This is a genomic window from Nocardioides sp. NPDC047086 (assembly GCF_040643685.1).
GTDB lineage: Bacteria > Actinomycetota > Actinomycetes > Propionibacteriales > Nocardioidaceae > Nocardioides.
Genome location: NZ_JBEYUV010000002.1, coordinates 259216 through 272508 on the forward strand (window position 1 = coordinate 259216; position 13293 = coordinate 272508).

Genomic DNA, 13293 nt, shown 5'->3' on the forward strand with positions numbered 1-13293 from the left:
CTCGGCGAACGGACACACTCCGCGCCCAACTCCACGATGAGAGTGACTGCCGACCGAGTTACCTCGGTCAGCAGTCTGCCGCCGCTCCTCTACGCCTCCGGCGCCCCGCACCCAGGTACGTCCCCACGCTCCGGTGCGTGGGGGACGTGCGCTCGTGCGGGGAAGTCTTCGGCGCCGTGGGCAATCGCACCGCGGCACACCGACAACAAACAGGGCGGGGAGAGCCTCTCGGCTCTCCCCGCCCTGTTTCTCGGCGTGTGATCGACTAGAACACCGCGGCCACGGCGCTCGTCACCGAGTCGACGATGTCGCCCAGCAGGCCACCCTCGTCCTCCTCGGCCGGAGCGTCCTCGGTCGCCTCGTCAGCAGGCTCCTCGGTCGTCGGCCGCGCGGCCAGGGACTCCGACTCGCTCGGCTCTGCCTCGGGCTCGGCCGGCTCCTCAGCAGGAGCCTCAGCGGCGTCGTCGCCACCCGGGAGGATGTCATCCAGACCCGGCAGCAGCGGCGACTTCTCCTCGGTCGGCTCCTCGACTGGAGCCTTCACGTCCGGGACGTCGGACGGAACCGGACTGTCGGCCGGGGCGTCGGACTTCTCCTCGCCGGGAGTGGTCGAGCGGAGCGCAGCACCGTCGCCCTCCTGCGGGGTGTTAGCAGTCGAGGCCGGGGCACTCGGCTCAGAAAGGTTTCCGCCTCCATCTTCAGCCGTGACAGTGACCGTTGAGTCCGCACCGAACAGGTTCACGCAGGTGATCCTCGCCGAGGTGCTTCCGGTCACAGTGGTCGAGATGCAGCCGCCACCCTCGACGTCAACGTGGTAGGCAATCCGATCCTGCGGGGTCTCACCATCCGGATCAGTCGACGCAGTCCAGGACACATCAAACCCAAGCGGGCCGGCATTCGCGATCTGGACGTTCGTAGGTGCCGTCGGCGGCATCATCGTCTTACCGGTCACGACTTCAGTTCGTTCGGACTTGTTGCCAGCACCGTCTACGGCCTGCACCTGGTACTTGTACTCACGGTCGGACTCCAACTCGGTGTCCTCATACGACAATCCGTCAACGTTCAGGTAGAACTCGCCGTCGCGGTAGACGTTGTAGGTCACCTCGCCGACACCGCCCGGCCTCGGGTTGTCGAAGGACCGCTCCCAGGTCAGCTCAAGGGTGCTGGCGGTGGGCTCCACCGACTGCACATCGAGGTTCGACGGGATCTCCGGTGCCTCAACGTCCGTTGCACAGGTCACCACGTCCCACTCTTCAGATTGATTCTCCGCAGCATCGACCGCGCGAACCCAGAAGTTGTAAACGTTGCCAGCCCTGAGCTCGTAGGTCGCGCGGTGCGGACCCTTTTCGCTCGGCTGCGCGAAGTTTTGGTCGGTGTAAACCGCGTAAGACTCGACACCAACGTTGTCCCTTGCATCACCCCACGTGACGGTGATGATCCTCGGGTCGTTCTGGTTGACCCGGCAGGCCACGTCAGAAACCTTGGAAGGAGGAGTGTTGTCGTCCTCCGGGTCACCGGGGCCGGGGTCCTCCGGGCCGGGGTCCTCGGGACCCGGGTCCTCGGGGCACAGCAGGCCGAGCGGAAGCAGGCAGTCGTCGTCCGGCGGGGTGGTCGGGTCGCCGTCACCCGGCGGGGTGGTCGGCGGCTCGGGCTCCTGGCACTGGGTCAGGTCCGGGCGGATCTCGCAGATGTCCACACCGGCGCCCGGCGGACGAGTGTCCTCGCAGGCGCTCGGGTCGAGCTCACAGGTGGGCGTGCTGCCCGAGGGCACGTTGCCCGCGGGGATGAAGGTCACTCCGGTGTTGGCGGCCGGCACGATGTCGTCGTCGACGACCTCCGGCTCGTCGGACTCCTTCTCCGACGGCTTCTCGTCAGGCTCGAGAGTGTCCGGATCACTGGGGAGCGAAGACTCCCCGGTGGTCGGATCCTTCTCCGGCGAGCTCTGTGGATCACCGTTGTTCACAGTGCAAGAGAACAAGACGAGCAGCAGGATCAGAATGATCGCGCCTATGACGATCCCGCCGATTGTGCGGTTTCGCGCAGTGGTTTCCATACCGAGGATGTCCCTCCCAAGATCAACGCCGAGGGGACGGTCCGACTTGATTACCCGAGAGTCGCCGTCCAGCTAGGGGCATTGAATCGCTTTACCAATGACCGGCACAACGACATAAGCCCGAGTTTGCTATGCCGTGTGCCACAACGTTTTCCGAATCGGGACCATTGGCCTGTCCCCGGCGTGTCGATCAGCCGATGGAGTTGCCCGCAGAACCGAGATGCTGGGCACCCTCTACGACCCGAGTGGCCATACCGGCCTCAGCGAGCTTGCCCCACGCGCGAGGATCGTACTGCTTCTTGTCTCCGACCTCGCCGTCGACCTTGAGAACGCCGTCGTAGTGGGCGAGCATGTGGCCGGCGACCGGGCGGGTGTAGGCGTACTGGGTGTCGGTGTCGATGTTCATCTTGACCACGCCGTACGAGACCGCCTCGGCGATCTCCTCGGCGCTCGAGCCGGAGCCGCCGTGGAAGACGAGATCGAACGGCTTGGCACCGGCCGGCAGGCCGAGCTTGGCCACGACCGCGTCCTGGGCGTCGCGCAGGATCGAGGGACGGAGCTTGACGTTGCCCGGCTTGTAGACGCCGTGCACGTTGCCGAAGGTGAGCGCGGTCAGGTAGCCCTCGACACCCAGCGCGTCGGCGGTCGCGATGGCGTCCTCGGGGGTCGAGTAGAGCTTGTCGTCGATCGCCCCGACGATGCCGTCCTCCTCGCCACCGACCACGCCGACCTCGATCTCGAGCACGATGTGGGCGGCCTTGGCCTTCGCCAGCAGCTCCTCGGCGATCTGCAGGTTCTCCTCCAGCGGCACCGCGGACCCGTCCCACATGTGGCTCTGGAACAGCGGCGCCTCACCGCGCTGGACGCGCTCGGCGGAGAGCTCGAGCAGAGGACGTACGAAACCGTCGAGCTTGTCCTTGGGGCAGTGGTCGGTGTGGAGCGCGATGTTGACGTCGTAGGACTTGGCGACCTCGGTCGCGTACGCCGCGAAGGCCACCGAGCCGGTCACCATGTTCTTGACCGTGGGGCCGGAGAGGTACTCGGCGCCGCCCGTGGAGATCTGGATGATGCCGTCCGATCCGGCCTCCGCGAAGCCGGCCAGTGCCGCGTTGAGCGTCTGCGACGAGGAGACGTTGATCGCGGGGAAGGCGAACCCCTTCTCCTTCGCGGTCGCGAGCATCTCGGCGTACTTCTCGGGGGTGGCGATGGGCATCTGGGGGTCTCCTTGAAGATCCGTTGTCGACCGGTGCGCTGGTGGCCAGCGTAATGCGCCCCGGTCCACCCGTTACCAACGCTCGGAGTTGGATCGATCAAGCAGGACAACCGATCTACCGCGAGATCCGTATCCACGGGTGAGACTGACCTTGGAGGCAACATGGACTGGCAGGAAACCCTGGAACGGGCGATTCCCCAACCCCCGCCCACGCACACCGACCCGGCCGCGCTCGTGGCGGACGGGAAGAAGTTCGTACGCCGCCGGCGGCTCGCCGCCGTCGCCGGCACCGTCGCTGCGGTGGCCGCCGTGATCGGGATCGGCGCGGTCGTCGACCCCTCGCGAGACAGTGCTGACCCCGAGCCCCCGATCGCGACGCGGTCGACGGACGAGGAGCGGCCTCCCGCTGTCGACATCCCCTTGAGCGACCTGGCTCCGGTCGCGTACGACTTCGACACCGGCGCGACGAGGCTCCAGGGAGGTTGGACTGAGGTGGACCGGGTCGGAGCCCTCACCACCAGTGACTCACTGGCGGTGGCGGTGACCGACGGCGAGAAGACGATCTACGCCTACTTCCCGGAACCGGACGACGCCTCATTCACCGACGCATCCCGCACCGCGAAGGACTTTCGGACGTGGGCACGTGAGCTTCCCGACTACGTCCCAGACACCACGTGGGAGGCCGGCGGCCAGCTCGCCATCGGCGGGAACGGCTGGGAGATCGTCCGCGAGATCTCCAACCCGTTCGGATACGACGCACCCTGGGACTCGGTCGGAGCGGTCATCGAGCGAGAAGGCCTCAAAAAGTGGCTCTTCTTCCGACAAAGCCGCACAGCACTGTCACTGGCACCCGACGGCGGCTCGACCTATGCCATTCCCGGCCAGACCATCGACGACTGGCTGACACGCGTCGAGAAGACGGATCGCACGGCCTACCGTCCGAACGACCTCAACCTCGGGGAACCGGCCGTCACCCATGCGGTCGAGTTCAGCGGCTCGACTGTCGTCCCCGCCGAAGACGGGGTGAAGGTCCTCGAACAGGTCGCCGACCCGGACATCAACGAGTCCTTCACTGCCGAGACGTCACAGACTGCGGCCGCACGGATCACGGTCGACGGCAAGGAGCAATACGTCCTCGTCCAGGAGAAGGAGAGTGCTACGCGGACGAAGAACGTCTCATGGGCGTTCGTCTACAACCTGCTCCCGACGCCGTACGCCGAGGACCGGGGTCCGTTCTCGCTCGACGAGTTCGCCGAGATCGTCCGGCGAAACAACGGCCCCAAAGGGGGGCCGTGGGCATGAGCGCGCACGACGAGGCCTTCACCGCGTTCGTCGCGGCCAGGCGGCCGCACCTGGTGCGGGTGGCGTACGCGCTGTGCGGCGACTGGCACCGGGCGGACGACCTGGTGCAGACGTCCCTGGTGAAGCTCTATGCGGCCTGGCGGCGGGTGGAGCCCGGGTCGGAGGAGGCGTACGTCCGGACGATCCTCGTCCGCGCCCACATCGACCAGACCCGGCGGCCGTGGTGGCGGCGGGAGCGGTCGGGCGACCTGCCGGAGCGACCCGGTCCGACGGACCAGGTCGAGGAGCGGTCCGAGCTGTTCGACGCGCTCCAGGAGCTGCCCGAGATGCAGCGCAAGGTGGTCGTCCTGCGGCACTGGCTGCAGCTGTCGGTGGCCGAGACGGCGCGCGAGCTGCGGATCAGCGAGGGGACCGTGAAGAGCCACTCCTCCCGTGGGCTCGCGACGCTGCGTACCTGTCTGGAGTCGGGGGACGCTTCGCGGACCTAGCCGGAGACAGAGCAAGAACGGTCGGGCAGGCATGCCCCTGACGCGCCTAGCGTCAGGGGCATGCCCAAGGTCACCTACTTCACCGCGACATCGCTGGACGGCTACATCGCCGACGAGAACAACTCGCTCGACTGGCTCTTCGAGACGCCGCACGGCGACGACGAGACCTCCTGGGAGCGGCTGATGACGGAGTCGGCGGCGCTGGTGATGGGCGGCACGACGTACCGCTGGATGATCGAGCACGATCCGGAGATGCTGACCGGGCCGGAGAAGTGGCGGGAGTACTACGCCGAGCGGCCGGTATGGGTGTTCACGCACGCGACCGACCTGCCGGAGGTCCAGGGCACGCAGGTGCACTTCGTGCATGGTGACGTGACGCCCGTCTACGACGAGATCGCGGCGACGGTCGACGGTGGGATCTGGCTCGTGGGCGGTGGGGACCTGGTCGGCCAGTTCGACGACGCCGGACTGCTCGACGAGGTCGTGGCCGGGATCTGCCCGGTCACCCTCGGTGCCGGGGCGCCCCTGCTCCCCCGCCGGATCACCAGCAAGCGGATGCGCGTCATCGACGTCCTGCAGACCGGCGAGCAGGTGCAGATCCGCTACCGGGCGGAGAGGCACTGAGAGCCCCCGCTGCCGCCCGGCCCCGAGGCCACGCACCCACCGAAGTGGGGCACATCCGGGCGACCCAGAAGTTAACTTTAGCGGATCAGGTTTTCGCCGTTGACACCGGGTCGTAACCCGGTTACAACCACCCGAATTGACTATGCCCTGCCGGGCATCCCGCTGCGAAGATTCAGCCGCCACATCCCACCCATTCGAAAGCACGATCATGTCTCGTCTTCGTGCCGGCGCGCTCGCGCCTGCGCAGAAGCCCGTGACGGCTGCCCTCATCCTCGGGCTCGTCATCGGCGTCTTCTCCCTCATCGGACTCACCGCCACCAAGGCTGACGCGGCGGTGCCGCCCAAGCCCACGGTCGGAACCTGCTACAACTACGGCTGGACGGCCTACGGCTCCTGGTCTCAGACCGGTAAGAAGGTCTCGTGCAGCGCGGCCCACACCGCGAAGACCATCGCGTTGGGCACCCTGGTGTCGGGTACGACCCGCACCGAGGCCTCACTCACCCGCGAGGCCAACTACTCCCACATGGTCAAGACGTGCGTGCGCGCGCTCAGCAAGAAGCTCGGCAGCACCGCCTCGAAGCGGAACCAGTCGGCGTACACCACCGCGTTCTACGTGCCCACCCCCGAGCAGTTCAAGGCCGGCCAGCGCTGGTTCCGCTGCGACGTCGTCCTCCCCGGCAAGGACTCGCTGAAGAACCTGCCGACCAACCGGGCGAAGTTCCTCGAGGGCATCGCGCTGACCCAGCGCACCCGCGGCTGCATGAGCGCGAAGTTCGCCGGGCCGTACTCCTGCCTGAGCGGGCACACCTACAAGTCGATCTCGGCCTTCAGGAAGTCCGGTACGACCTACCCGAGCACGACCTCCGTCCAGAACGCCGTCGCGAAGAACTGCCCGGCCAGGACGAGGGCCTACAGCGTCACGAGCAAGTACGAGTGGCAGACCGGTGACCACACGGTCGTCTGCTACGAGCGGAACACCAACTGACCCGCTGACTCCAGCTGCTCCACCGATCCCCCGGGCTATGCGCCCGGGGGATCGTTCGTCTCTCAGCCGCGCCAGGCCTCGTCCGAGCCCAGATCTGCGTGCTGGACGACCCAGGAGTGCATCGCGATCGCCGCGGCCGCCGAGGCGTTGATGGACCGCGTCGAGCCGAACTGGGCGATCGAGAAGGTGCCGTCGACGCTCTCGCGGGCCTGTACGGACAGGCCCGGGCCCTCCTGCCCGAACAGGAAGCAGACCGACTTCGGCAGCTCCATGGTCTCCAGGTGGAGGGATCCGGGCAGGTTGTCGATGCCGAGGAGGCGTACGTCTCGTTCATGGAGGTACGCCGCGAGCGCGGGCACGTCCGGGTGGTGATGGACGTGCTGGTAACGGTCGGTGACCATCGCGCCGCGGCGGTTCCAGCGGCGATTGCCGACGATGTGCACCTCGGCGGCGAGGAAGGCGTTGGCGGTGCGGACGATGGTGCCGATGTTGAAGTCGTGCTGCCAGTTCTCGATGGCGACATGGAAGCCGTGGCGGCGCTGGTCGAGGTCGGCGACGATCGCCTCGAGGGTCCAGTAGCGGTAGCGGTCGACCACGTTGCGGCGGTCACCGTTGGCCAGCAGGTCCGGGTCCCAGTGCTCCCCCTCGGGCCACTCACCTTGCCACGGGCCCAGGCCGACCTCGGGCTGCCCGTGGGGCATCGGGTCGTACGGCGCTCTGGATTCAGCCTCGGACGGTCGTGTCTCGTTCATCGACGAGTCAGAATATTCGACAACAAGAGTTGTTACCTATGGGTACCGTAGGGCGGGTGACAGGTGCGGGGAATTTTGCGCCGATGTTGGCCGGTTTGGAGTGGATGAGTCCGGACTTTCTGCTGGCCACTTTCGGCGAGCCGCTCTTCTGGATCAGCCTCATCATCATCTTCATCGAGTGCGGTCTCTTCTTCCCGTTCCTACCAGGTGACAGCCTGCTGATCGCGCTCGGAATCTTCATCGCGACCGGCAAGATCGACCTCTTTCCCGGGCCTCCGGGCGTCGAGATCGTGGTCGCGATGCTCTTCTTCGTCGCCGCGGCCTTCGCCGGCAACGTGACGGGCTATGAGATCGGTAGAAAGATCGGGCCGCGGCTCTATGAACGCAACGGCAGGTTCATCAAAAAGCGGCATTTCGACCAGACCCGTGAGTTCTTCGACAAGCACGGCAACAAGGCGCTGGTGATCGGCCGGTTCATCGCCTTCGTACGCACCTATGTCACCGTCGTCGCCGGAGTCACCCACATGGACCGGCGACGGTTCTACTTCTGGAGCCTCGTCGGCGGCGTGCTGTGGGTCCTGGTGGTGACGTTGTTCGGCTTCTTCGTCGGATCCCGCTGGCCCTGGCTGGCCGACAACATCGACTACCTGATCCTGCTGCTCTTCGCGCTCGCCTTCGCGCCCGCGATGGTGGAGTGGTGGCGCCGGCGGCGTACGGCCTCACGGCTGGCCGCGGACCTCGACGACGACGGCCACCCGGACCGCGACATCCTGGGGCTGGCGGTCCGGCCCCGCACCCCGGCGGACGGCGACGCCGACCGCCGGGCCGACCACTAACGCGTCAGCTCTCCGCGGGCGAGACGCTCCAGCGCCTCCTCGATCACCTCACGCTGCTTGGTGAACGTCCATCTGACCAGGTGCTTGCCGGCATCCGTGTCGTAGAACCCCTGCAGCGGGATGGCCACGACGCCGGCCCGCTCGGGCAGCGCCCGGCAGAACTCGAGCCCGTCGCTCCAGCCGAGGTCGGTGATGTCGGAGACGGCGAAGTAGGTGCCCTCCGGGATCGTCACGTCCAGGCCGATCTGCTTCAGCCCGGCGCAGAGCAGGTCGCGCCTGTGCTGCAGGTCGAGCGCCAGCTCCTTGGGCCAGTGGTCGAGATGCTCGAGCGCGTACGCAGCGGCCGGCTGCAGTGGGGCTCCCGAGGTGAACGTCAGCCACTGCTTGGCGCCCAGCAGCGCCTGGACCAGGTGCTCGGGGCCGGTCGCCCAGCCGACCTTCCAGCCGGTGAACGAGAAGGACTTGCCGATGCTCGACAGCGTCAGGGTGCGTTCCCGCATCCCGGGGAACGTGGCGATCGGGATGTGTGGCGTCCCGTCGAACGTCAGGTGTTCGTAGACCTCGTCCGAGACCACCGTCAGGTCGTGGTCTCGCGCGAAGGCGGCGACCGTCTCCAGCTCCTCGCGGGTGAGCACGGTGCCGGTCGGGTTGTGCGGGGAGTTGAGCAGGAGCAGCCTGGTCTTCTCCGTGACGGCCGCCTCGAGCGCCTCCCGCGGCAGTCTCCCGCCGGGCGCGTCCGGGTCCAGGCTGAGCGTCACCGGGCGACGTACGCCGCCGGCGAACTGCACCATGGCCGGGTAGCTGTCGTAGTAGGGCTCGACGAGGATCACCTCGTCGCCCGGGTCGACCAGGGCGAGGATCGCCGCTGCGATGCCCTCGGTGGCGCCGGTGGTCACCGTGACCTCACGCGCCGGGTCGAAGGTCAGGTCGTAGCGGCGCTGCTGGTGGGCCGCGACCGCCTCACGGAGCGCGGGGATGCCGGGGCCCGGGGCGTACTGGTTCCGTCCGCTCTCCAAGGCGCTGACGGCTTCCTTGATGATCTCGTCGGGGCCGTCCACGTCGGGGAAGCCCTGGCCCAGGTTGACCGCGCCGGTGGCGACGGCCAGGGCCGACATCTCGGAGAAGATCGTCGGCGGGATGCCGTGCAGTCGTCGTGCCGTCATGCCGCCGCCTCCGTAGGGCAGACCGTAGAATACGGACGCGGCGGCCTGACCCTTGATGCCGTTCGCTGGCGCTCACTCATGACACTTAGGCTAGGGGCCGTGACCACGGACCAGAGCCTTGCTGCCGACATCGACGCCACCTGCCGCCTGCACGGGGAGTTCACGCTCCGCTCGGGGCAGGTCAGCGACACGTACTTCGACAAGTACCTCTTCGAGGCGGACCCGGCGCTCCTGGACCGTGTCGCCGCTCGCATGGTCGAGCTGCTGCCGGAGGGCACCGAGCTGCTCGGTGGCCTCGAGCTCGGCGGCATCCCGATCGTGACCATGGTGTCGGCCAAGACCGGCATCCCGGCGATCTTCATCCGGAAGAAGGCGAAGGAGTACGGCACCGCCAAGCTCGCCGAGGGACCCTCCTTCGACGGGAAGCGGGTGACGCTGATCGAGGACGTGATCACGTCCGGTGGTGCCGTGCGCGACGCCGTCAACGCGCTCCGCCCGCTTGGTGCGATCGTGGACACTGTCGTGTGTGCGATCGACCGGTCGCCCGAGCCCGGCGAGTCGCTGCGTGACGTCTCGCTGGAGATCCGATCCGTGCTGACCCGGGCCGAGCTGGACGCGGTCAACGCAGCCTCCTAGGCTTCGGCCGCCCGGCCCACCCACACACTTCCGAAGAGAGCCTCATGATCCTCATCGCCGCCCAGACCGAGGAGCTCACCGGCGTCGCCGGCTGGGCGGTCGACCTGATGGACAAGCTCGGCCCCGTGGGTGCCGGGCTCGGCATCGCGCTGGAGAACCTCTTCCCGCCGCTGCCCTCCGAGATCATCCTGCCGCTCGCCGGCTTCACCGCCGCCCAGGGCCGGTTCACGATCGCCGAGGCGCTGATCTGGACCACCCTCGGCTCGGTCGTCGGTGCGCTCGCGCTCTACCTGATCGGCGCGCTGATCGGCCGTGAGCGGGTCTACTGGATCGGCGAGAAGCTGCCGCTGATCAAGACCTCCGACCTGGAGAAGACCGAGGCGTTCTTCGAGAAGTACGGCGCCTGGACGGTCTTCTTCGGCCGGTTCATCCCGATCTTCCGGTCGCTGATCTCGGTGCCCGCCGGAGTGACCCGGATGCCGATCTGGAAGTTCCTGATCCTCACCACCGTCGGCTCGGCGATCTGGAACACGATCTTCGTCCTCGCCGGCTACCAGCTCGGCGACAACTGGGAGAAGGTCGAGCCGATCGTCGGCCGCTTCCAGAACATCGTCATCGTGGTCGTGGCCGTGGCCGTCGTGGCCTGGATCGGCCTGCGCATCTACAAGATCGTCCGCGGCTCCGAGAACGGCGCCAAGGACGACTCGCTCGTCCCCTGAGCCCGTCTAGAACTGTTGGTGCGTCGGCGGTGTCATGCCCGGCACCGCCCCGGGCCGCAGCGGGTCGGCCGGCGCACGCCGGGCGAACCAGGCGCCTGCTCTGCCGGCGTACAGCATCACCAGCGCGGAGATGATCAGCGCCGGATAGAGCACCGTGAAGAGCGAGATGAAGGCGGCGAAGCTGCCGACGACGGTGATCAGGATCCGGGCGACGTTGGAGCGGAACAGCACCATGATCCCGAGCGGGATCGCGATCAGGCTGAGCACGCCGCAGACGGCGAACCAGATCAGCATCGCCAGCGTCACGCCCTTCTCGGAGGACGTCGGGTCGTTGTAGTCGGCGATCCCCGCGGGCACCATGAACACCGAGATCAACAGGGCGATCACCGATCCCACGATCGTCATGACCGACGCCGCGACCACCGTCCCGGGACGGGTGTCGGGATCCGGCTGCGGATAGTGGGGACGAAGGTACGGCGGGGGCTGCTGCCCCATCGCGTACTGGCCGTAGGCCGGGGGCACCTGGCCCCATCCCTGGGGCTGCTGCGGCTGTGTCGGCTGCGGGGCGGCGTACGGCGTCGGGGGCGGCGGCTCCTGCCCCTCGAACGGCGGCGTGCCGCCGTAGGGGTTGTCGAAGGAGCCGTACTGATCTGACATGTCGCGGAGCCTATCCGGCCTGCGGCGTCACCTGTTGCGGAACCACGCGGCGACCTCGGGCCGCAGCAGGAACGAGAAGGTCGCGACCGCGGCACCGAAGAGGACCACCGCCGGCGGGAAGGCGAGGGCGAAGAGGAGCAGCGACAGCGCCGAGATGCCGGCGGAGATCATCAGCGCGACCCGGGCCCAGGAGTGGCGGCGGATCACGAACGCGGCGAACACCCCGGCGGCGACGCACACGAGCGTCACCAGCACAGCCATGATCCAGGCCGAGGCGACGATGATGTCGGTGGTGTAGAGCCCGGCCACCTCCCGCATCGTCGGGTCGCTCTCCGCCTGCTTGCGCACCTGGTCGAGGATCAGGTCGGGATTGGCGGTCGCCGTCACCGCCGAGGCGAGCATCATCAGTGCGGTGAGCCCGGAGCCGATCCAGGTGAGCACCGCTGCTGCCATCACGGCGCCCGGTCGGCGCTTGGGCGCCGCCTTCGCGAGCTGGGCGACCGCACCGGTCCACGGCGGCGGCTGCTGCGCCGAGAGCCGAGCCGGTCCAGAGGTCGAGCCGGTAGCGGTGGTCGCGGCGATCGGGGCCTCCGGCGGAGCCGGAGCGACGTACGACTCCTGATCGGGGTCGCCGTTGTCGAGCGCCTCCCGCTTGGTCGGCGAGACGCCGTCGAACCAGTCGCGGGTGGGGGACATCCACAGAAGTACGACGGCCACGGCGGCCAGCGTGGACCAGAAGCCTCCGCCGAACATCCCGGCGAAGAAGAGCGGCGCCGCGATGACCGTGAGCGCGAGCCGGGCCTGCTTGTTGCGCTGCAGGACGTGCCAGCCGAGGATCACCGCGGCTGCCGCCATGGCGCCGGTGACCAGCGCCATCACGTGCATGAGGTCGAGGATGTTGTCGAGCCCGATCCCCGAGCCGGCGAGCGGCGGCTCGGCGAGCACCTTCTCCACCCGCTCCCGGGTGTCCAGGCTGCGCAGCCCGGCGATCTGGTCCCAGGCGGTCACCACGGTGAGCAGTGAGCCGAGCACGATGAGCCACCCGGCGAGGGTGGCCTGACCGGGGCGAGGAAGCTTCGTTTCAGACATGTCGGGAATCATTTTCTCATCCCTGCCAACCCCGCCCGCCGAGAGGTCGCCCCCGTCGGCCGAGAAATCGCCCGCGTCGGCCGAGTGGGCACGGCGATGACGCCTCGGCCGACGTAGGTGACGCCTCGGCCGACGTAAGCGCCTACTCGGCGCGAAGGAGGCGGAGGCGGTCGAAGGCCTTGGGCGCGGTGAGAGCGGGAAGAGCCTCGGCGATCTCCTTCGCGCACGCGGCCGGGGTGGCGGTGGTGGAGTCGACGCGGATGTCGTACGCACCATGGGCATAGACCAGGGTCTGCGACCGGGCGAGTCCGGCCGGCCGGTCCCCGCGCGCCGCCTCGCGCCGCTCGAGCTCCTCGGGTGAACACCAGACCTCGACGAGCGTGACGTCGTAGCCGTCGAGCACCTCGAGCAGGTCCTCGAGACGCCAGGTCTCGCTGAGCGGGTAGTCCATGATCACGTCGTTGCCGACCGAGGCCAGGGCCGCGACGGCGCGGTGATAGCCCAGCCGGGTACGCCGCAGCATGTCGGCGATCCCGTCCTCGTCGAGCTCGCGCGTATGCACCGTCGACCGCATCCCGCTGATCTCGTCGACCGGGACGAAGAACCACGGGTCCTCGAGCAGCGGCAGCAGCTCGCGCCCGATGCTGCTCTTGCCCGAGCTCGACGCCCCGTTGAGCAGGATGATCCGACCCTTGCGCACGCTAGGAGGGTACCGGCCACCCGCTCGCCGAGGCGTCACGTACGTCGGCCGAGTGGGCACCTGCGTGCCCACTCGC

14 protein-coding genes are annotated in these 13293 nt (G+C 68.0%); 7 read left to right on the forward strand and 7 right to left on the reverse strand.

The window, feature by feature from the left end; all coding sequences use genetic code 11:
- Positions 1–265 precede the first annotated feature (265 nt).
- Positions 266–1963 carry a hypothetical protein gene (locus ABZ796_RS03160; protein WP_357334559.1) on the reverse strand — a complete coding sequence of 566 codons (1698 nt, stop codon included), beginning with the start codon at positions 1961–1963 and terminating at the stop codon, positions 266–268.
- A 280-nt stretch (positions 1964–2243) separates the two neighbouring features.
- Positions 2244–3266 carry a class II fructose-bisphosphate aldolase gene (gene fbaA, locus ABZ796_RS03165; RefSeq protein WP_357334560.1) on the reverse strand — a complete coding sequence of 341 codons (1023 nt, stop codon included), beginning with the start codon at positions 3264–3266 and terminating at the stop codon, positions 2244–2246.
- A gap of 162 nt (positions 3267–3428) precedes the next feature.
- Between fbaA and ABZ796_RS03170 the strand changes: the two genes are divergently transcribed.
- From ABZ796_RS03170 to ABZ796_RS03185, 4 genes are all read left to right on the forward strand, one after another.
- On the forward strand, positions 3429–4568 hold the full coding sequence (locus ABZ796_RS03170) for a hypothetical protein (protein ID WP_357334562.1): 1140 nt from the start codon (positions 3429–3431) through the stop codon (positions 4566–4568).
- Positions 4565–5056 (forward strand): SigE family RNA polymerase sigma factor, encoded by a 492-nt coding sequence (locus tag ABZ796_RS03175; protein ID WP_357334564.1) that lies wholly within the window; start codon positions 4565–4567, stop codon positions 5054–5056. Before ABZ796_RS03170 ends, ABZ796_RS03175 begins: the two co-directional genes overlap by 4 nt.
- A 60-nt stretch (positions 5057–5116) precedes the next feature.
- Positions 5117–5680: a dihydrofolate reductase family protein gene (locus ABZ796_RS03180; RefSeq protein WP_357334565.1), complete on the forward strand. Its 564-nt coding sequence runs from the start codon at positions 5117–5119 to the stop codon at positions 5678–5680.
- A 208-nt stretch (positions 5681–5888) separates the two neighbouring features.
- Positions 5889–6665: a septum formation family protein gene (locus tag ABZ796_RS03185; RefSeq protein WP_357334567.1), complete on the forward strand. Its 777-nt coding sequence runs from the start codon at positions 5889–5891 to the stop codon at positions 6663–6665.
- Between the two features lie 62 nt (positions 6666–6727).
- On the opposite strand, the gene ABZ796_RS03190 is transcribed toward ABZ796_RS03185, so the two are convergent.
- Positions 6728–7417, reverse strand: coding sequence for a TrmH family RNA methyltransferase (locus ABZ796_RS03190; RefSeq protein ID WP_357334569.1), 690 nt, complete (start codon positions 7415–7417; stop codon positions 6728–6730).
- Positions 7418–7521: 104 nt separating this feature from the next.
- Between ABZ796_RS03190 and ABZ796_RS03195 the strand changes: the two genes are divergently transcribed.
- Positions 7522–8253 carry a VTT domain-containing protein gene (locus ABZ796_RS03195; RefSeq protein WP_357334571.1) on the forward strand — a complete coding sequence of 244 codons (732 nt, stop codon included), beginning with the start codon at positions 7522–7524 and terminating at the stop codon, positions 8251–8253.
- On the opposite strand, the gene ABZ796_RS03200 is transcribed toward ABZ796_RS03195, so the two are convergent.
- Positions 8250–9416, reverse strand: coding sequence for a pyridoxal phosphate-dependent aminotransferase (locus ABZ796_RS03200; RefSeq protein WP_357334572.1), 1167 nt, complete (start codon positions 9414–9416; stop codon positions 8250–8252). The two genes, ABZ796_RS03195 and ABZ796_RS03200, sit on opposite strands and share 4 nt — an antisense overlap.
- Positions 9417–9515: 99 nt before the next feature.
- Between ABZ796_RS03200 and pyrE the strand changes: the two genes are divergently transcribed.
- On the forward strand, positions 9516–10052 hold the full coding sequence (pyrE, locus tag ABZ796_RS03205; protein WP_357334574.1) for an orotate phosphoribosyltransferase: 537 nt from the start codon (positions 9516–9518) through the stop codon (positions 10050–10052).
- Between the two features lie 44 nt (positions 10053–10096).
- Entirely contained in the window at positions 10097–10771 is a 675-nt protein-coding gene (locus ABZ796_RS03210; RefSeq protein ID WP_357334576.1) for a DedA family protein, read from the forward strand.
- A 6-nt stretch (positions 10772–10777) separates the two neighbouring features.
- Here ABZ796_RS03210 and ABZ796_RS03215 read toward each other — a convergent pair whose 3' ends face one another.
- The 3 genes from ABZ796_RS03215 to ABZ796_RS03225 all read right to left on the reverse strand — a co-directional run bounded on the left by ABZ796_RS03215 (position 10778) and on the right by ABZ796_RS03225 (position 13217).
- Positions 10778–11428 carry a hypothetical protein gene (locus ABZ796_RS03215; protein ID WP_357334577.1) on the reverse strand — a complete coding sequence of 217 codons (651 nt, stop codon included), beginning with the start codon at positions 11426–11428 and terminating at the stop codon, positions 10778–10780.
- Between the two features lie 27 nt (positions 11429–11455).
- Positions 11456–12517, reverse strand: coding sequence for a hypothetical protein (locus ABZ796_RS03220; RefSeq protein ID WP_357334579.1), 1062 nt, complete (start codon positions 12515–12517; stop codon positions 11456–11458).
- A gap of 142 nt (positions 12518–12659) precedes the next feature.
- Positions 12660–13217: an AAA family ATPase gene (locus tag ABZ796_RS03225; protein WP_357334581.1), complete on the reverse strand. Its 558-nt coding sequence runs from the start codon at positions 13215–13217 to the stop codon at positions 12660–12662.
- Positions 13218–13293 lie beyond the last annotated feature (76 nt).

Excerpts from the sequence above, each read along its gene's own strand:
- ABZ796_RS03195 (WP_357334571.1), top strand. The coding sequence starts at position 7,522 with ATGAGTCCGGACTTTCTGCTGGCCACTTTCGGCGAGCCGCTCTTCTGG.
- fbaA (WP_357334560.1), bottom strand. The coding sequence starts at position 3,266 with ATGCCCATCGCCACCCCCGAGAAGTACGCCGAGATGCTCGCGACCGCG.
- ABZ796_RS03170 (WP_357334562.1), top strand. The coding sequence starts at position 3,429 with ATGGACTGGCAGGAAACCCTGGAACGGGCGATTCCCCAACCCCCGCCC.
- ABZ796_RS03180 (WP_357334565.1), top strand. The coding sequence starts at position 5,117 with ATGCCCAAGGTCACCTACTTCACCGCGACATCGCTGGACGGCTACATC.
- ABZ796_RS03175 (WP_357334564.1), top strand. The coding sequence starts at position 4,565 with ATGAGCGCGCACGACGAGGCCTTCACCGCGTTCGTCGCGGCCAGGCGG.
- ABZ796_RS03185 (WP_357334567.1), top strand. The coding sequence starts at position 5,889 with ATGTCTCGTCTTCGTGCCGGCGCGCTCGCGCCTGCGCAGAAGCCCGTG.
- ABZ796_RS03220 (WP_357334579.1), bottom strand. The coding sequence starts at position 12,517 with ATGTCTGAAACGAAGCTTCCTCGCCCCGGTCAGGCCACCCTCGCCGGG.
- ABZ796_RS03215 (WP_357334577.1), bottom strand. The coding sequence starts at position 11,428 with ATGTCAGATCAGTACGGCTCCTTCGACAACCCCTACGGCGGCACGCCG.
- ABZ796_RS03210 (WP_357334576.1), top strand. The coding sequence starts at position 10,097 with ATGATCCTCATCGCCGCCCAGACCGAGGAGCTCACCGGCGTCGCCGGC.
- ABZ796_RS03190 (WP_357334569.1), bottom strand. The coding sequence starts at position 7,417 with ATGAACGAGACACGACCGTCCGAGGCTGAATCCAGAGCGCCGTACGAC.
- ABZ796_RS03200 (WP_357334572.1), bottom strand. The coding sequence starts at position 9,416 with ATGACGGCACGACGACTGCACGGCATCCCGCCGACGATCTTCTCCGAG.